Source organism: Ureibacillus sp. FSL K6-3587, assembly GCF_038593165.1.
GTDB lineage: Bacteria > Bacillota > Bacilli > Bacillales_A > Planococcaceae > Ureibacillus > Ureibacillus suwonensis.
In genome coordinates this window covers 2,544,810-2,562,510 of sequence record NZ_CP151969.1, presented here as the reverse complement: position 1 = coordinate 2,562,510, position 17,701 = coordinate 2,544,810, and the positions used below count along the sequence as shown (strand labels likewise).

Sequence of the window (17,701 nt, the reverse complement as noted above, 5' to 3'; positions counted from 1 at the left end):
TTGTCCAACAACAAAGCGACGAATCTTTTATACAGCCTTTTTATAGGAATCTATTATTTTGAAAAAATCGAAATCAGTCTTCTGAATACACCTTTTTGCCCTTCATCCAACGTCATTAATGGCACCGATTCACCCAATATTCTCCGCGCAATGTTGCGATAGCCCAATGAAGCTTTATTATTCGGATCCATGACAATCGGTTCCCCTTTATTGGATGAGGCAATGACATCCTCGTTATCAACAATAATACCTAATAGATCAATAGAAAGATGGGTAGTAATTTCATTGATGTCCATGCAATCGCCCTGATTGATCAAATCTTTTCGAACCCGGTTGATGATCAGCTTTGGTGGATTGATTTCCTCTTGTTCAAGCAAACCGATGATTCGGTCGGCATCCCGCACGGCAGAAATTTCAGGTGTAGTGACCACAATGGCGCTATCTGCACCGGCAACGGCATTTCGGTATCCTTGTTCAATTCCTGCCGGACAATCGATCAGAACATATTCAAATTCCCGTTTCAGTTCGTCAATCAATGCTTTCATCTGTTCAGGTGTCACTGCATTTTTATCCGTCGTTTGGGCAGCAGGCAACAAAAACAACTTATCATCAACGCGTTTATCTTTCACTAATGCTTGATGAATTTTACAGCGCCCTTCCACTACATCCACCAAATCATAGATGATTCGATTATCGAGGCCAAGTACGAGATCCAAATTTCTTAGACCGATATCTGTATCCACCAGGCACACTTTTTTGCCTTGAAGTGCCAAAGCTGTACCTAGGTTAGCTGTTGTTGTTGTTTTTCCAACTCCGCCTTTACCTGAAGTGATTACAATCGCTTCCCCCACATTAGCTACCTCCTTTTGTGTTTAGTAATGGCCGTATTTTTCGCACTTCTTGTAATCGGTCATATGAAATAATTCCTTTTGTATTTATATATGCAAATAATTGCTCCGCATGTTCTCTTACAATCGGTTTTTCATTCGTCATCACTTCGATGACATCCGCTATGTAAATATGGGTCGGCTCGAACCAGGAAGCGGCGATAATCGCATCCCGGTTTCCGCCAATTCCTGCGTGAGCAACCCCTTTTAATTTCCCAAGCACATAAATGTTTCCGCCAGCTTCAATCTTTCCATTCGGATTCACATCGCCGATGACAATGATATCCCCTGGCGCCTGAATAATTTGCCCTGAGCGCACAATGCCTACGTATGTATCGCATTGATTCCCTTGGTTTTTTGCATCGTTTTCTTCCACTGTAATGACATTGCTAAACACTTTTGATACGACCATTTTTCCGGGGTGTTCAATAATATTGATCAATTCTTGCTTTTGCGGTTCGAGAAGGTAGCGATAGCCTAAATCGAGAGAGACATTCACTCTACCATCGATTCCACCTTCTGACACTTTTCGCTCGAGTTCTTCAACTAAGTCGCTGTAGGCGCACTGATCATCAAGCCGAAGCACTAAGCCGTCTTTTGTCCCTTTCATATGGACAAGCTGTTTTTTCATAAGAGTGACACCTCTCGCTTGGTTAAATTAAGAAAGTTCACGAATCTTTTGCAACACTCTCGCATCTATTAAATATTTAAAGGCCCAGCCAAGCATCATCAAGTAAAGAAAATTAGCCAAAATTGAAGGGATTAATCGATTCATGAAAAATTCCATAAATGGCAAATTTGTGAATTGAATTAAAAGGAAGAAATAATATAATACCATTTCCATTAAAGCAACCAATAATACGGATAAAATGGTTGTAATCGTCAAATGTTGATGGATATATTTTACAGACCAACTGGCAATATAACAAACGAGCGGGTACAACACAGTGTATAAACCAATGATATCAATGTAAAACACATCGTACAAGAGTCCAAAAATCAAACCATATAATACCGCGCGTTTTGGATTGTAATAAATGGAAAGAAAAATCAAATAAAGGATAAGAAAACGGGGCACAAAATAAAAGAGTTCCCCGTTCCATTCAATCGGTGAGAACAATGCAAATTCGGGCTCCAATAAAAATAATATGATGGCTGTCAATGGAATCATTAAACGGATCCACATTATTCTTCTTCACCCTCACCCGGAATGCCCGTATTATTTGTCAAATCTGCATTTGTTCCTTCACCATCAGATCCATCGATCACTGTTGCACTGCGTTTGGCAACGATTACTTTCTCCAGCATTGAAAAATCAGCTGCCGGTTTAATATAGGCCATTTTCGTCAAACCAAAATCTTCAGTCGTCACTTCTGTAATTTCCCCGATGAGAATGCCTTTCGGGAAGATGCCTCCCAAACCGGAAGTCACCACTTTATCGCCTTTATTAATTTCCAAACTGGAATCAATCCGTTTTAATATTAATTCATTACGCTCTTCGTCATATCCTTCTATCAATCCGTAAGCGACATTTTTTTCACTTTGAACCACTGCTGAAACCCGGAAATTTGGATTATTCGTATACAATAATTCCACTTCAGATGTAAATGGGGTAACAAGGCTGATTTTACCAATTAAACCTTTTGTCGTAATAACGGCCATATTTTTCTCAACCCCATGGGAAGATCCTTTGTTGATGATGATTTTTTCTTCCCATTGATCAGGATTTCTTGCGATGACAGTCGCACGAAGCGGCTCATAGTCTCTTAAACTATCTTCATTGTTTAATAGTTCACGCAATTGTTCATTTTCCGACTTCAGTGTATTCACTTCTGCCTGTAAGACAGCAAAATCTTCCAATCTCGTTTTTAACCGCTGATTTTCTTCATACGTGTTCAGAAGGGAATGGATATTTTGGAATATTCCAGTTATGTAGTTAGCCGGCTTGGCGACAATGCTTTGTGCCAAGCCAACTGAATCTTTGATGAATTGTTCGGGGATAGTCGCATTTTGACGATCGCGTAGTGAAAAACTGATCAATGCCACAAGTAAAATTGTACCAACCAAAAGTACAATGATTTTTTTATTTGTAAAATGTGGCATTGCTATCCCCCCTTATTTTTTTATCTGTTGAGATCGGATCAGATCAATATGCTCCAATGCTTTACCAGTACCGATAGCCACGCAGTCCAATGGATTTTCCGCAATAAATACCGGCATTTTCGTTTCATCGCTGATCACTTTATCAAGATTTCTTAAAAGTGCCCCACCGCCTGTAAGGACAATCCCTCTTTCCATTACGTCCGCTGAAAGTTCAGGCGGAGTTTTTTCCAACGTTTTCTTCACGCCATCAATAATGGCTGCAATCGCTTCTTTCAACGATTCGGAAATTTCGCTTGCCGAAATTTCGATTGTTTTTGGCAAGCCTGTCAAAAGGTCTCTGCCTCGGATTTCCATCGTTTCATCCACATCATCCACACGGGCAGTACCAATTTCCATTTTGATTTGTTCTGCCGTTCTTTCCCCGATCGTTAAGTTATACGTTTTGCGAATGTAACTGATGATCGCCTGATCCATCGCGTCTCCGGCAATGCGGACCGATTCGCTTGTCACAATGCCTCCCAAGGAAATAACAGCGACTTCGGTTGTTCCGCCACCAATGTCGACAACCATCGAACCGGTAGGATCCCAAACCGGAAGATCTGCACCAATGGCAGCCGCAAATGGTTCTTCAATCGTAAAGGCTTCTTTTGCACCCGCTTGACGGGCTGCATCAATCACCGCACGCTGCTCGACAGAAGTGATGCCATATGGGACACAAATCATGACATTCGGTTTTTTCCAATTCGATCCTGAATTTTTTAACGCTTGTTTTAAATAGTATTGAATCATTGCAGTGGTAATGTCGAAATCTGCAATAACTCCGTCTTTCATTGGCCGTATGGCTACAATGGAACCTGGTGTACGGCCGATCATATTTTTAGCATCATTACCAACTGCAACAATATCCCCCGTTTTTGTATTTTTCGCGACTACGGACGGTTCACGTAATACGATTCCTTTTCCTTTGACAAAAACTAATGTATTTGCTGTACCGAGATCAATACCTACGTCTTTATTACCTAATCCAAACAAATTTTGTACTTCCTTTCTATTACGGCTTTGTTTCTCTAAGACTGTCCAAAATCATAAATTTTATTATAGCGGATTACGTCGAAAAATTATAGTGTCAGGGATAGTTTTCCCAATCATTTTCATGTAACACCTACATTTTTCGCATTTATCATTGTATTGCTAAATAGTTGATGACACAACGAAAAATTTCTTGTTATAATTTACAATCCCATTACAAATCCACTCAATACAAGACGAATTTTACGGATTTTGGTTCACTGAAATATGCTTGTCATGAAAAAAGCCGAAAATCCAAAAAATAGGGGACTTTCGACTTTTTTGGAATCAGCATGTCATAATTGACACATTCATTAAATATAGCCTTGCTCTTTTAAACTATAGTATTGATGATCGCCTATGATGATGTGGTCAATTAATTCAATACCGATGATAAAACCGGCTTCCTGAAGCCTTTTTGTCACTTCAATATCTTCCGGGCTCGGCGCCGCATTTCCGCTTGGATGGTTATGGGCGCAAATGATCGAAGCCGCCGAACGTTTCACCGCTTCTTTAAAGATTTCGCGGGGATGGACAATCGATGAATTCAAGCTGCCGATAAAAATCGTCTGCTTATGGATCACTTGATTTTTCACGTTCAAATACAACGCCACAAAATGCTCCTGTTGCAAAGAAGCCATTTCGGGCATCAAAAAAGACGCGGCATCTTTCGGAGAGCGAATCGTAAAACGGGACTCCACCTGCTTTTGGGAAAGCCTCCTCCCCAGCTCAATCGCCGCAAGCAACTGCACCGCTTTCGCCTGTCCAATCCCTTTGATCGACATGATTTCTTCCAAAGTGGCGTGTTTTAATTCATGCAATTTTTCAAAATAAATCAGCACCCGATTGGCCAAGGATAGAACGGATTCCCGCTTTGTGCCCGTTCTCAGCAAAATGGCGATGAGCTCCTGGTTGGATAAACTTTGAGGTCCTTGTTTAATTAACCTTTCCCTTGGACGATCATCGACGTGCAAATCGCGAATCAACAAATCAGGAAAAGTGCCGATGGACATGAATCAAGCATACCCCCTACAGTTCGATGATATTGAGTTCCACCAACTTTTCAAAAAGTGATGCAATCGGCAGTCCGACAACTGTATTGTAGTCGCCTTCAATCCGGTCGATAAATAAGGCGCCACCTGTTTGGATTCCATAACCACCAGCTTTGTCAAAGGGGTCTTTCGTCTCGACATATTTTTCAATCAATGGTCTTGGAAGATGTTTAAAATACACATCGGTCACTTCCACAAAGGATTCCGCCTGACGATCTTTTGTAATGATAGCCACGGCCGTCATCACTTGATGGCGATTCGATGATAGTTTTTCCAAATGTTGAATCGCTTCTTCCTTCGTTTTCGGCTTATGAAGAAGCTCATCATTGAACACGACAATCGTATCTGCACCAATCACCGTTTTCCCGGGACAAAGAGTCGCCACATCCTGCGTTTTCAATAGCGCTACTTTTTGGACATAGTCTTTGAAATCCGTTGCTTGGACAGATGTTTCCTCCACACTGCTGGCAATGACTTCGAACGGGACTCCCAACTTCGAAAACAGTTCTTTTCTTCTTGGTGAGGCTGACGCTAAAACGAGTTGATGTGTTGTTGTAAATTTCATTTCCATTCCTCCTATACATAATATAGCCGAGGAATGGCATTTTGAAAAATGCATCGAACGACAGGATTTTTACAATTTGCCCATTTTTTGCTCGTTAAAATTTGATTTTCAAACAGTCGTTTTCGGTGAAATAATGGGCTAAAAGATGCATCCGAACCACCGATGAATCGCTTGAAATGCTTGATAATGCATAGGTGATCGTCTCCCAGTCGGAAGGCATTTTTTCCTCTTTTTCGTCCCCTTGAAAATTTATTTTTGAAGGATCCTTATTTTTTAATAGAGACGGAATGTTTTGTAATTCCGGCTTTTTGCATCCTGCGGCGGATAAAGTAAAGGGCTTGACAAAAGATGGGGGATCCTCCGATAGCACAACCCCTTCTTTCGTCGTAGCAACGCTGGACCAGACATAAAAACTTCCGTCAATTTCAACAACGGCGCTCGTATTTAGACTTGGATAGCCGTACACAAACTCCGTCGCTTTTTCAAAAGTGGAAAATACACCGTGCTGGTTGGCAAAAAATTGCTCAGTAAAACGCTCTTCTTCACCCGTTTTTTCCGTATTTTGGGAACTTACAGGAATCAAATCATTCTGTTTAGTTTTTTCGGTATAAGTTGAATCCATCGAATTCAAAATGAGAATAAATACGAGAACGCCTACCAATCCCGTAATAGAGCCTAATAGAGCCGCCCGCATCATTTCCCGACGCCCAATGATATGTGGAAATTTCATCGAATCACCCTTTTCAATCACGAATCCGTACGATTTTTGGCCGAACAACGCCCATATTATTTCATATGTTTATGTTTTATTGAAAATGAGCATTCAAGGTTATTTATTCGCATCAATTCTTCTGAAAAGGGTTTATCGTTTTCTATCAATCGGCAGGCTCGAATCTATGACTCATGCGTAGCATCGATCAGCCCATTCCGGATTTCAGCCAGCAAATAAAGAGAACCGGTGACAAACGTTATTCCGTCAAAATTTCCGGCCGATTGGATAAAAGGAATGATTTCCTGCAATTTTTCCTTCTTCTTCGCATGGGACAAACACAGTAAATCTTCCGCTTTCGCCGCCCGGGGATTTTCGAAATCGACAAAATAAAATTCATCGCCAACCGATTCCAATAATCGCAGCACTTGCTCAATGTCTTTATCTTTCACCATTCCAACAACAAAGCGGATGGTGTCATCAGGAAAACGCCGCTTAATGGTTTCGACAAGTTTTTCGACGCTTGCAGGATTATGGGCTCCATCAAAATATACGTTTGGTAACACCCGCTCAAACCGTCCTGCCAGGCTAGTCATTTCCACTCCCTTACGAATGGATTCCTTCGATACTTCCAATTGGAAGATTTTCGCCACTTCCAAAAAAGCGGAAATCGCCAATGCCATATTCACTTTCTGATGTTCCCCTGCCATCTTTCTTGCCAGGCGATCGATCATGACTTCTTCCTGCTTGTGCACATACACTTCTCCCTGCATATCGTCTTGAACATAAAAGGAGTCGCCATAAACGTATAATGGAGCCTTTTCAGCAGTCGCCTTCCGCTTTACGACGGAAAAGGCTTCTTCCGGCAAACTTCCGGCAATGACAGGTTTGCCGCATTTAATGATGCCCGCTTTATGATAAGCGATTTGTTCAATGGTATTGCCCAAAATTCGGGTATGGTCATATGCAATGCTTGCAATGACGGAAACCAGTGGAGTCACCACATTTGTGCTGTCTTCCAATCCGCCTAATCCGGTTTCCAACAGAACCAGATCCACTTTTTCATTTGCAAAATGGAGAAAAGCCGCGCAGGTAAGCAGCTCAAAATCCGTTAAGAGGCCGCTCACCCCTGCTTTTTTCATTTGCTGAAATACAATGTCCATTTGTTCTTGAGTGATCGGCTTGCCATTCACTTGAATTTGGTCATGCACATCCACAATGCAAGGGGATGTGAATTTTCCCACTGAAAGCCCGTGATGAAGGGCAATCTGTTCCAGAAAGGCAATGGTGGAGCCTTTCCCGTTCGTCCCTGCCACGTGGACAACCCGGAGATGCTTGTGAGGGTTTTGTAAAAGGGTCAACGCTTTTTTCATTCCCTCCAATCCCGGTTTAATGGCAGGGTCGCTTTCCACATTCCATTTTTCTTTATATTGGTCAAAGTTCAATATCATAAGCTTCTTTCCTTCGCTTTTAGAAATTTCCGCACTTCCGCGATAAAAAAGATGGACCCCGTCACAATCAGCAGTTCATCCTTTTGAAGCTTTTCCATTTCTTTTGCCACCAGCTCCTTCCAGTTTTCATTCACCACTACGGAAGGATGTTTTGAATGGCTGGCCAATTCCTTTGCCTTTGCAGCCCGCGGTATGGGAAGTTCCGTGAAAAAGATGGCATGGGCCGCTTCATCCAAAATCGAGATACTCCCGATATAATCTTTATCACTCATCACAGAGTAGATGAACTTATACTTTTGGTTCGGGTATTGCCTGATAAGGGTGTCGATTAAGGCTTGTGTCCCTTCCGGATTATGGGAACCGTCCAAAATGATTTGCCCGCCAATTTGTTCGAAACGCCCCGGCCAAAAGGCATTTTCCAATGCGGATTGAATCCGTTGATCGGTAAAACGGGTAAATCCCATGCTTCTTAAAATCGTTGCAGCGGTCAAAGCGCAACTAGCATTGGCAATTTGATGCGCCCCCAGCATTTGTAAAGCAACATTGTATTTCACATTTCCTAATTGGTATGTAAAATGCTGCTTATTATTCAACATGCGAATATCTGTGGCAAAGAAATCTTCTCCGTAGATGAAAAGGGGCGCGTTTTTTTGTTCCGCTTCAAGTTGAATGACTTCCAATGCATCTTTGTCAGTTACAGCAGTCACCACCGGAACATTTCTTTTAATGATGCCCGCCTTTTGATAGGCAATTTCTTTCTGCGTGTTCCCCAGTATGTGGGTGTGATCGAGCGACACCGTTGTAATGATGGAGCAAAGGGGCGTGATGACATTAGTGCAGTCAAAACGGCCGCCAATTCCCGCTTCAATAAGTGCGATATCTGTCTGTTCTTCCGCAAAGTACATGAACGCAATGAGCGTCATCAATTCAAAAAAGCTCGGATATTCTCCGTCGATTTGTTCAATGATTTGAAATAAATGATTGGCAAGGGCTAAAAACCGTTCATCCGAAATTTCCGCCCCATTGATTGTAATGCGTTCATTCACCCTTTCCAAATGGGGGGATGTAAAAGCTCCAACTTTATATCCTGCCTGCTGCAGCATCTCTCTTAAATAATTGACGGTGGATCCTTTTCCATTGGAACCGGCGATATGAATAAAAGGCACCTTTTCATGCGGATTGTTGAGCTCAGGCAAAATTTTGTTCATCGCATGAAAAGGCTCCCCTTTATGTATTTCTGCCCTTAAGCCGTACATAAACTTTATGCATTCTTCCATTGATGTAAACAAAATGAATCCGCCTCCTAACCTCCCCTTATTTTACTCCAAAAGCGGTGGTGTGGCATTAAAAATGGTAAGACTGATGCCATCTCATACGCGAATGACGCTCATCTTTTTTGGGTGATTCGCCTCTTTTGAAAATATTTCATTGATCGGACGGTTTGATCCCCGGATTTGTGCGGATGCAGCTTGATCGGTTAATTTCTCCTGCTTTCGCGGATGGTTCTTTTGCTTGCTCGGATGACTCCCCTGCTTGCTCAGATAATTCCTCCTCTTTTGCTCGGATGACTCACTTGATCGGCTAACCCACAGTTCCTAGTATAATTCCCCCGCTCACCCAAATGGCTATCCAATGACCCAAAATCCAAGGGACTTATCCAATACCGCCGTTCATCCAACAAAAATTCGCCAAACCGATGTTTCCATCGATCCGGCGAATTTCAATTCAACACGGCTTTATTTCATGTTTTTTAACTCATCCAAACGTTTTTTCACTGTATCGTATTTTTCTTGGTAATCCGCAAGTTTTTCGCGTTCTTTCGCAACGAGCGCTTCCGGTGCCTTTTTCACGAAATTCTCATTGGAAAGTTTGCCGGATACCAATTTCACTTCTTTCGCCCATTTATCCAATTCTTTTTCGAGGCGGGCAATTTCTTCTTCCAAATTGATTAATCCTGCAAGCGGCAAGAACAATTCCGCTCCGGTAACAACGGCTGTCATCGCTTTTTCAGGGGCTTCCACTTCCACCCCGATCACCAATTGATCAGGATTGCAGAATCTTTCAATATACGCTTTATTATCTTCCAGGATTTTTACCGTTTCCGCATCTTTCGCTTTAATGAATAGCGACACTTTTTTACTGATTGGCGTATTCACTTCTGCACGGATATTGCGCACGGAACGTATAATGTCCATAAGAAGTTTCATATGGCCGGACTCTTCTTTGAAATCAAATTCCGGTCTCACTTTTGGCCATTCGGCAACGGCAATGGATTCGCCTTCATGCGGAAGATGTTGCCAAATTTCTTCCGTAATAAATGGCATCATTGGATGAAGCAGACGCATCGTGTTGTCAAGCACATAAGCCAATACTGAACGGGTCGTGAGTTTAGCCGCTTCATCATCGCCATATAAAGGAAGTTTCGCCATTTCAATATACCATGAACAGAAGTCGTCCCAGATGAAGTTATACAATTCACGTCCCACTTCACCAAATTCATAACGTTCCGCCAAATCCGTCACTTTCTCAATCGTTTCATTCAAACGGGTTAAAATCCATTTATCGCTGACATTTAATTCGCCTGTCAAGTCGATTTCTTCGTATTTCAAACCGTTCATGTTCATAAGCGCAAAACGGGATGCGTTCCAAATTTTGTTCGCAAAATTCCAGATTGCTTCCACTTTTTCGTTTGTGTAACGGAGGTCTTGGCCTGGTGTTGAACCTGTTGCCAAGAAGTAGCGTAAAGAGTCTGCACCGTACTGGTCAATAACATCCATTGGGTCAACACCGTTTCCAAGGGATTTACTCATTTTTCGCCCTTCGCCGTCACGAACCAAACCGTGGATGAGCACATCTTTGAATGGTCGTTTGCCGGTAAATTCAATGCCTTGGAAAATCATGCGGGCAACCCAGAAGAAAATGATGTCATAACCTGTCACTAACGTATCTGTCGGATAGTAACGTTGATACAATTTGTTGTTTGTATCCGGCCAGCCCATTGTGGAGAATGGCCATAAGGCACTTGAGAACCACGTATCCAATACATCCGGATCTTGCGTCCAATTTTCCGCATCTTTTGGCGGTTCTTTGCCAACATAAATTTCGCCCGTTTCATTATGATACCAAGCCGGAATTTGATGGCCCCACCAAAGCTGACGGGAAATGCACCAGTCACGGATGTTTTCCAACCAATGAAGATACGTATTTTCAAATCGTGGCGGTACAAAATTCACTTTATTTTCTTCGTCTTGTTGCAATTTCAATGCTGCCTCCGCAAGCGGCTTCATTTTCACGAACCATTGTTTTGACAAGTAAGGCTCTACAATTGCACCTGTACGCTCAGAGTGGCCAACAGAATGCACATGCTCTTCGATTTTAATTAAGTATCCTTGCGCTTTTAAATCTTCCACGATTTGTTTGCGGCATTCGAAGCGGTCCAATCCTTGATATTTGCCCGCTTTTTCATTCATTGTACCGTCTTCGTTCATCACTAAAATGCGCTCCAAATTGTGGCGGTTGCCCACTTCAAAGTCGTTCGGGTCATGGGCAGGCGTAATTTTCACAACCCCTGTACCAAATTCCATGTCCACATATTCATCGGCCACAATTGGAATTTCACGATTTACAAGCGGTAAAATGACTGTTTTGCCAATATACTGTTTGTAACGTTCGTCTTCAGGGTGAACCGCTACCGCCGTATCTCCAAGCATTGTTTCAGGGCGTGTTGTCGCCACTTCCAAGTAGCCGAAACCGTCGGCAAGCGGATATTTCATGTGATAGAAGGCTCCAGGGATTTCTTTATAAATTACTTCGATATCGGATAAAGCGGTTTTTGCTTCCGGATCCCAGTTGATGATGCGTTCGCCGCGGTAAATCAATCCTTTTTCATAAAGACGTACAAACACTTCTTTTACAGCATCGGATAAACCTTCATCCAAAGTAAACCGCTCTTTTGTATAGTCCAAAGACAATCCTAATTTCGCCCATTGTTCGCGAATATGGCTTGCGTATTCTTCCTTCCATTCCCATGTTTTTTCAAGGAATTTCTCGCGTCCTAAATCGTAGCGGCTGATTCCTTGTTCGCGAAGTTTGGCTTCCACTTTTGCTTGTGTCGCAATTCCCGCATGGTCCATTCCCGGAAGCCAAAGGGCATCATATCCTTGCATGCGTTTCATGCGGATGATGATATCTTGCAATGTTGTATCCCAAGCGTGGCCAAGATGCAGCTTCCCGGTTACGTTTGGAGGCGGAATTACAATGGTATACGGTTTTTTATCGCTGTTTGGTTGTGATTCGAAAAATTTTCCTTCCAACCACCATTTGTAACGACCTTGCTCAACAGACTTCGGGTCGTACTTTGTCGGCATTGACACGTTTTCTGTCATGACTGTTCCTCCTTTAGTTGAATCAAATTTTGGCAAAAAGAAAAACTCCTTTATCCGAAAAGGACGAAGGAGTTCGCGGTACCACCTTTTTTCCATTTAGACCATAAAACGTCTAAACAGCTCTCATTCCGATAACGGTGTTTAACCGGCTTTTACTACTGGATTCATAAAAGCTGCTCCATGGCTACCTTCAAATGATTGCATGCGGAAACTTCTCAGCTGCCGTTTCCTCTCTGTGGCATGCATCATCATTCTACTCTTCCAATTCATTGCATCCGCATATTCAACTGCTTAAATCATTGTATAAAATTTAACAGCAGTTTTCAAGTTTCAGGGAAATGAAAGGAGTGATTTCCATGTCTTTTTTAAAAAAAAGAAGAAAATGTTATAATCCCTGGCTATTACCCCCTTGGATCCGAAAAGTGCGTTTTTACGCAAAACACATTTGCATTCCGATCACCGTGTTTCAAGCCATTCACACGCTCTTCGTCCCAACGACGGGCGATGTGCTGCTGCTTTTCATTCTCGCACTCATTTCATGGTTGTTATGGACAGATATTATTTAAATTTCAAAAGGCTATAGGATTCGGAAAGTTCGTTGTAAAAATCATCCGTATCTGAAGGGATCTTGAATTTTTCATCAATCATGATTTTGCTGGAAGACTCATTAACATGTATCACTTCATTCTCTTCTTTGCGGATTTTTTTGGCTTCTTCCTCAAAGTGGGAATGTCCGATTGGTTCCCCTTGAATAGAATTGCTTTCATTTGCCGATTCATCCAACGGTCTGATGAAATCTACGTAATTTGATAACGATTCATCTTCAATAGCTTCCGAGAAATTTGGTGCACTTTCCTGCACTTTATTCAATTCTTCATTCACCAGTGGATGTTCCAATGTGGCAGGGGGCTGGTCGGTTTTGGCTCTTTCCAAAACTTCCCCCGTATTCGCGGCCACTACGGCTACCCGTTCCGCCACTTTCTCTTCGGATTCCACTTGGAATAAAGCGCCTGCCACCGGCTCGTCAAAAGTGCAGTTCACTTCCCATTTAAAGGTGCAGCTTGAGCCATCGTATACAAATAAGGATATATCCTCAACATGCAATTCCAGCTGAGAAGTTTGCGCAACTTTCTCCTTTGGCAAATCCACTTCTAAAGGCAATGAATATTCAAAATATCCTTCATCGCCTTGCAAATCAATATATTCGATCAATGTACCTTCGCTGAAATTCGGTTTGATCGCAGGATTGAATCTCACCGTCGACTTGATATGATAAATGCCCGTCAAACGAATGGAATCTTCCGTCTCTTCCTGTTGCCAACGGGGGATGACTTGGACCGATACAACTTCTTCGACAATCCCGTATTCTTTTGAAAAGATAAACTGCGTCATCATTTCCCAATTAATTTTTGCCATGTGTTTCCCTCCCGTACTACTCTATGCCCGAAAATTCGAAGTATGATAAATGGCATTTCAAAAATTTTGACAAAAAAAGAGCGTCTTTCCCTTCATTAAAGGAAAAGACACTCTGATCATCAGCGGGCCAATTTGGCAAACACTTTATGGAATGCATCAATGGTTTTCGCGATATGTTCTTCTGTATGGGCAGTGGAAATAAACAATCCTTCAAATTGGGAAGGCGGCAAGTAAACCCCTTCTTCAAGCATGAGACGATGATATTCTGCAAACATTTCCAAATCGGATGTTTGGGCGGATCTAAAATCAACGACATCCTCATTTGTTAAGAATAAACCGATCATGCTGCCTGCACGGTTCACTGTATGCGGGATGTTGTATTTTGTTGCCGCTTCACGGATTCCTTCTTCCAGCATGTCTCCCAGCTTTTTAAAATATTCGTAACTCTCAGGAGTTAAACGGGATAAGGTTTCAATCCCCGCAGTCATCGCCAATGGGTTTCCGGATAATGTACCAGCTTGATAGACCGGTCCGCTTGGCGCCACTTTTTCCATGATTTCCCGTTTTCCTGCATAAGCGCCAACAGGAAGTCCTCCGCCAACCACTTTACCTAAGCATGTCAAATCCGGTTCAATGCCATAATAGCCTTGGGCACAATGATAATCCACTCGGAATCCTGTCATCACTTCATCAAAGATAAGAAGCGCGCCATATTGTTTCGTAATTTCACGCAATCCTTCCAAGAAACCTGGTTTTGGCGGAACAACCCCCATGTTTCCGGCAACCGGCTCCACAATCACCGCCGCAATTTGGTCGCCCAATTTTTCAAATGTCGCTTTTACAGCTTCCAAATCGTTATAAGGAGCCGTTGTCGTATTTTTTGCCACATCCGCCGGTACCCCTGGGCTGTCTGGCAAGCCGAGCGTTGCAACACCAGAACCGGCTTTGATCAATAAAGAGTCCCCATGGCCATGGTAAGAACCTTCAAATTTCATGATAATATCCCGTCCAGTGTAGCCGCGGGCAAGACGGAGCGCAGCCATCGTCGCTTCCGTACCGGATGAAACGAAGCGCACCATCTCCACGGAAGGAACCCGCTCTATGACAATTTCGGCAAGCTTATTTTCAAGTAAAGTTGGAGCACCGAATGAAGTGCCTTTTGCCGCTTGCTCCTGAATAGCTTTCACCACATCCGGATGGGAGTGTCCCAAAATCAACGGACCCCAGCTAAGTACATAGTCGATATATTCATTGCCGTCAATGTCGCGGATAATGGCGCCTTCTCCGGATTCGATAAATACCGGATCTCCATTGACGGATTTAAAAGCTCGTACAGGGCTGTTCACCCCGCCTGGCATTAAATTGACAGCTTCTTTAAATGCTTTGATTGATTTTTCATACGTACGCATATTATTTCTCCTCCAACCAACGAGCTACATCTTTTGCATGATAAGTGATGATTAAATCCGCACCGGCACGCTTCATTCCCACCAATGTTTCCAATACAACGGATTTTTCGTCAATCCAGCCGTTCAAAGCCGCCGCTTTTACCATTGAATATTCTCCGGAAACATTGTAAGCCACCACCGGAACCGGATAACGGTTTTTCACATCGCGAATAATATCCATATACGCAAGGGCAGGTTTCACAATTAAGAAATCGGCTCCTTCTTCAATGTCGGATTCCGCTTCACGGAACGCTTCCAAACGGTTGGCCGGATCCATTTGATACGTTTTTCGGTCGCCGAATTTTGGCGCTCCTTCCGCCGCATCACGAAACGGACCGTAATAGCTGGAAGCGTATTTTACGGCATAGGACATGATCGGCACGTCCTGGAATCCCGCTTCATCCAAAGCTTTGCGGATAGCCGCAACAAATCCGTCCATCATATTGGAAGGGGCGATGATATCCGCACCCGCTTTTGCTTGGGAAACCGCTGTACGGGCCAATACATCAAGGGAAGGATCATTCAAAATTTTGTCTCCTTCCACTAGACCGCAATGGCCATGATCCGTAAATTCACATAGACATGTATCCGCAATGACCATCAGTTCAGGATAACGTTCTTTGATTTGTTTTGTCGCTTTCTGCACGATGCCATGATCATGGAAAGCTCCAGTTCCTACTGCATCTTTTTCGGCAGGAATTCCGAATAAAATCACCGCAGGAATTCCAAGGGATACCACTTCGTCAATTTCGGCATCCAAATTGTCCAATGAAAGTTGATAAACACCCGGCATGGATTTTACAGGATTTTTGATGTTTTCCCCTTCAATGACAAAAATCGGGTAAATTAAATCTTCCTTATGCAAATGGTTCTCCCTTACCATTGAACGAATGGTCGCATTTGAGCGTAGTCTACGATGTCTTCTGAATTCTAATTCTGACATTACATTTCCTCTCCTTTTGCAATCGCTTCTATGACAGACTGCATTGTATATTTTTGTGGAAAATATGTAACGTGGGCACCATATTTTTCAACGGCGCCTTTTGTTATATGACCAATGCAAGCAATTTTTGCCTGGTTCCAGCCGATTTCAGGCACTGCATATTTATGGAAACAATCCACCGCCGATGGGCTGGCGAAAATGAGGATCGGCTGTCTGCTGTTTCGGACCGTTTCTACGATTTTGTCTATGGATTCCTTGTTTTCAACGGTAGTATAAACCGTCCATTCATCAATCGGAAAAGGCAGCCCTTTTTTTAATGTATCCTTTGCCAATCCCCCCCGAATAAATAGACATTTGGGGGATTCGCCACTGACGGAAGGAAATTCTTTTACAAAGGTGTCAGCGCTGAAGATGGAGGGCATGAAATGGACTGTGAATCCATATCGCTCCAGCAACGCGGCGGTCTTTTCGCCTACAGCTGCAATTTTACCGGAAAGCTGCGACAAATTGAATTGATGCCGCTCTATTTTTTTCCAAAAAAACTCGACTCCATTTTGGCTGGTAAAAATAAGCCAATCATAATGCTTGCAGGAAGCCAATCGTTCATAATCATCCGCTTCCGTCACTTCCACAGTTCTAATGAGCGGACAAACGACCGCTTCCCCGCCCTGTTGGACAATCGTGTCAACAATCGATTGTGTTTTTTTGGAACCGGTTAATAAGATTGTCTTTCCTTCCAACGGCTTATGCATTTTCCGCTTTCACCTTTTCAATTAAATCATAGGCACCTTGCTCTGTTAAAATTTGGGCAAGTTTTTTGCCAACTTCTTCAGGATTTTGTCCTTTCACTGTTTCTTTATAACAAATGGAACCATCTGGAGAAGCAACTAAACCGGTCATCTTCACTTCTTCCCCATCCACCGTCGCATAACCGGCAATCGGCACTTGACAGCCGCCATCCATCGCCGCTAAAAAGGCGCGCTCGGCAATCACCGCTTTTTTCGTATTTTCATCCGTTAATTTTGCAAGTTCCGTCAAAAGTTCTTCGTCATCTTCACGGCACTCGATGCCCAGTGCCCCCTGAGCGACAGCAGGAAGACAAATGGTTGTGTCCAGATATTCCGTTACCACATCCTTTGACCAACCCATGCGGTTCAAACCTGCCGCGGCAAGAATGATGGCATCAAAATCTTCCGTTTCAAGTTTTCTCAAGCGGGTATCGATGTTTCCGCGAATCCATTTGATTTCAAGGTCCGGACGCACCTGTAAAAGCTGTGCACTGCGCCGTAATGAACTTGTTCCAACAACGGCACCTTCCGGCAAATCTTTAAATTTCACATGATTTTTTGAAATCAGTGCATCCCGAGGGTCTTCCCTTAGCGGTATGCAGCCAACCGTCAATCCGTCAGGCAATACTGCCGGCATATCTTTCATCGAATGCACGGCAAAATCGATTTCTTTCTCAAGGAGCGCCTTTTCGATCTCCTTGACAAATAATCCCTTCCCGCCGACTTTCGACAACTGCACATCCAAAATTTTATCACCTTTTGTCACGATTTCTTTGACTTCAAATTCGAACGGCATTCCGGCTTTTTTGCATTCGTTGATGAACCAGTTAGTTTGTGTCAGTGCCAATTTGCTTTTTCGAGAACCTACAATAATTTTTCTCATGAT

General features: G+C 43.0%; 17 protein-coding genes and 1 other annotated feature. Of the genes, 1 reads left to right on the top strand and 16 read right to left on the bottom strand.

The genetic code is table 11. The features are described from left to right. Nucleotides 1-53: 53 nt before the first annotated feature. The 11 genes from minD to NSS77_RS12705 form a co-directional block, all read right to left on the bottom strand. Nucleotides 54-851: a septum site-determining protein MinD gene (gene minD / locus NSS77_RS12755; protein ID WP_342469077.1), complete on the bottom strand. Its 798-nt coding sequence runs from the start codon at nt 849-851 to the stop codon at nt 54-56. Between the two features lies 1 nt (nt 852). Beyond that, entirely contained in the window at nt 853-1,518 is a 666-nt protein-coding gene (locus NSS77_RS12750; protein WP_342469076.1) for a septum site-determining protein MinC, read from the bottom strand. A 27-nt stretch (nt 1,519-1,545) separates the two neighbouring features. Beyond that, the gene (gene mreD, locus NSS77_RS12745) at nt 1,546-2,073 is read right to left on the bottom strand and encodes a rod shape-determining protein MreD (protein WP_342469075.1); all 528 of its coding nucleotides are present in this window, start codon (nt 2,071-2,073) and stop codon (nt 1,546-1,548) included. Further along, on the bottom strand, nt 2,073-2,990 hold the full coding sequence (mreC, locus tag NSS77_RS12740; RefSeq protein WP_342469074.1) for a rod shape-determining protein MreC: 918 nt from the start codon (nt 2,988-2,990) through the stop codon (nt 2,073-2,075). Before mreC ends, mreD begins: the two co-directional genes overlap by 1 nt. A gap of 12 nt (nt 2,991-3,002) precedes the next feature. Then, a complete protein-coding gene (locus tag NSS77_RS12735; protein WP_342469073.1) occupies nt 3,003-4,022 on the bottom strand; it encodes a rod shape-determining protein in 1,020 nt (339 codons plus the stop codon). A gap of 350 nt (nt 4,023-4,372) precedes the next feature. Further along, nucleotides 4,373-5,071, bottom strand: a complete 699-nt coding sequence (radC, locus tag NSS77_RS12730) for a DNA repair protein RadC (protein ID WP_342469072.1) — start codon at nt 5,069-5,071, stop codon at nt 4,373-4,375. A 16-nt stretch (nt 5,072-5,087) separates the two neighbouring features. Beyond that, on the bottom strand, nt 5,088-5,675 hold the full coding sequence (locus tag NSS77_RS12725; RefSeq protein ID WP_342469071.1) for a Maf family protein: 588 nt from the start codon (nt 5,673-5,675) through the stop codon (nt 5,088-5,090). Nucleotides 5,676-5,769: 94 nt separating this feature from the next. Further along, nucleotides 5,770-6,405 carry a hypothetical protein gene (locus tag NSS77_RS12720; protein WP_342469070.1) on the bottom strand — a complete coding sequence of 212 codons (636 nt, stop codon included), beginning with the start codon at nt 6,403-6,405 and terminating at the stop codon, nt 5,770-5,772. A gap of 164 nt (nt 6,406-6,569) precedes the next feature. Further along, nucleotides 6,570-7,835: a folylpolyglutamate synthase/dihydrofolate synthase family protein gene (locus NSS77_RS12715; protein ID WP_342469069.1), complete on the bottom strand. Its 1,266-nt coding sequence runs from the start codon at nt 7,833-7,835 to the stop codon at nt 6,570-6,572. Further along, nucleotides 7,832-9,124 carry a folylpolyglutamate synthase/dihydrofolate synthase family protein gene (locus NSS77_RS12710; RefSeq protein ID WP_342469068.1) on the bottom strand — a complete coding sequence of 431 codons (1,293 nt, stop codon included), beginning with the start codon at nt 9,122-9,124 and terminating at the stop codon, nt 7,832-7,834. The genes NSS77_RS12715 and NSS77_RS12710 overlap by 4 nt, the downstream gene beginning before the upstream one ends. A gap of 447 nt (nt 9,125-9,571) precedes the next feature. Further along, a complete protein-coding gene (locus tag NSS77_RS12705) occupies nt 9,572-12,220 on the bottom strand; it encodes a valine--tRNA ligase (protein WP_342469067.1) in 2,649 nt (882 codons plus the stop codon). 56 nt (nt 12,221-12,276) lie between these two features. Next, nucleotides 12,277-12,499, bottom strand: a binding site (T-box leader). A gap of 77 nt (nt 12,500-12,576) precedes the next feature. Here NSS77_RS12705 and NSS77_RS12700 point away from each other — a divergent pair. Further along, complete coding sequence (locus NSS77_RS12700; RefSeq protein WP_342469066.1) at nt 12,577-12,786, top strand: hypothetical protein; 210 nt, start codon at nt 12,577-12,579, stop codon at nt 12,784-12,786. Here the strand turns inward: NSS77_RS12700 and NSS77_RS12695 are convergent. The 5 genes from NSS77_RS12695 to hemC all read right to left on the bottom strand — a co-directional run bounded on the left by NSS77_RS12695 (nt 12,779) and on the right by hemC (nt 17,698). Continuing rightward, nucleotides 12,779-13,636: a hypothetical protein gene (locus tag NSS77_RS12695; RefSeq protein WP_342469065.1), complete on the bottom strand. Its 858-nt coding sequence runs from the start codon at nt 13,634-13,636 to the stop codon at nt 12,779-12,781. The two genes, NSS77_RS12700 and NSS77_RS12695, sit on opposite strands and share 8 nt — an antisense overlap. 119 nt (nt 13,637-13,755) lie before the next feature. Then, complete coding sequence (hemL, locus tag NSS77_RS12690; RefSeq protein ID WP_342469064.1) at nt 13,756-15,045, bottom strand: glutamate-1-semialdehyde 2,1-aminomutase; 1,290 nt, start codon at nt 15,043-15,045, stop codon at nt 13,756-13,758. Between the two features lies 1 nt (nt 15,046). Beyond that, nucleotides 15,047-16,027: a porphobilinogen synthase gene (gene hemB / locus NSS77_RS12685; RefSeq protein WP_342469063.1), complete on the bottom strand. Its 981-nt coding sequence runs from the start codon at nt 16,025-16,027 to the stop codon at nt 15,047-15,049. Then, nucleotides 16,027-16,779 (bottom strand): uroporphyrinogen-III synthase, encoded by a 753-nt coding sequence (locus tag NSS77_RS12680; RefSeq protein WP_342469062.1) that lies wholly within the window; start codon nt 16,777-16,779, stop codon nt 16,027-16,029. Before NSS77_RS12680 ends, hemB begins: the two co-directional genes overlap by 1 nt. Further along, on the bottom strand, nt 16,772-17,698 hold the full coding sequence (hemC, locus tag NSS77_RS12675) for a hydroxymethylbilane synthase (protein ID WP_342469061.1): 927 nt from the start codon (nt 17,696-17,698) through the stop codon (nt 16,772-16,774). Before hemC ends, NSS77_RS12680 begins: the two co-directional genes overlap by 8 nt. Between the last annotated feature and the right edge of the window lie 3 nt (nt 17,699-17,701).

Excerpts from the sequence above, each read along its gene's own strand:
- NSS77_RS12750 (WP_342469076.1), bottom strand. The coding sequence starts at position 1,518 with ATGAAAAAACAGCTTGTCCATATGAAAGGGACAAAAGACGGCTTAGTG.
- mreD (WP_342469075.1), bottom strand. The coding sequence starts at position 2,073 with ATGTGGATCCGTTTAATGATTCCATTGACAGCCATCATATTATTTTTA.
- mreC (WP_342469074.1), bottom strand. The coding sequence starts at position 2,990 with ATGCCACATTTTACAAATAAAAAAATCATTGTACTTTTGGTTGGTACA.
- radC (WP_342469072.1), bottom strand. The coding sequence starts at position 5,071 with ATGTCCATCGGCACTTTTCCTGATTTGTTGATTCGCGATTTGCACGTC.
- NSS77_RS12725 (WP_342469071.1), bottom strand. The coding sequence starts at position 5,675 with ATGAAATTTACAACAACACATCAACTCGTTTTAGCGTCAGCCTCACCA.
- NSS77_RS12720 (WP_342469070.1), bottom strand. The coding sequence starts at position 6,405 with ATGAAATTTCCACATATCATTGGGCGTCGGGAAATGATGCGGGCGGCT.
- NSS77_RS12715 (WP_342469069.1), bottom strand. The coding sequence starts at position 7,835 with ATGATATTGAACTTTGACCAATATAAAGAAAAATGGAATGTGGAAAGC.
- NSS77_RS12705 (WP_342469067.1), bottom strand. The coding sequence starts at position 12,220 with ATGACAGAAAACGTGTCAATGCCGACAAAGTACGACCCGAAGTCTGTT.
- NSS77_RS12700 (WP_342469066.1), top strand. The coding sequence starts at position 12,577 with ATGTCTTTTTTAAAAAAAAGAAGAAAATGTTATAATCCCTGGCTATTA.
- NSS77_RS12695 (WP_342469065.1), bottom strand. The coding sequence starts at position 13,636 with ATGGCAAAAATTAATTGGGAAATGATGACGCAGTTTATCTTTTCAAAA.
- hemL (WP_342469064.1), bottom strand. The coding sequence starts at position 15,045 with ATGCGTACGTATGAAAAATCAATCAAAGCATTTAAAGAAGCTGTCAAT.
- hemB (WP_342469063.1), bottom strand. The coding sequence starts at position 16,027 with ATGTCAGAATTAGAATTCAGAAGACATCGTAGACTACGCTCAAATGCG.
- NSS77_RS12680 (WP_342469062.1), bottom strand. The coding sequence starts at position 16,779 with ATGCATAAGCCGTTGGAAGGAAAGACAATCTTATTAACCGGTTCCAAA.
- hemC (WP_342469061.1), bottom strand. The coding sequence starts at position 17,698 with ATGAGAAAAATTATTGTAGGTTCTCGAAAAAGCAAATTGGCACTGACA.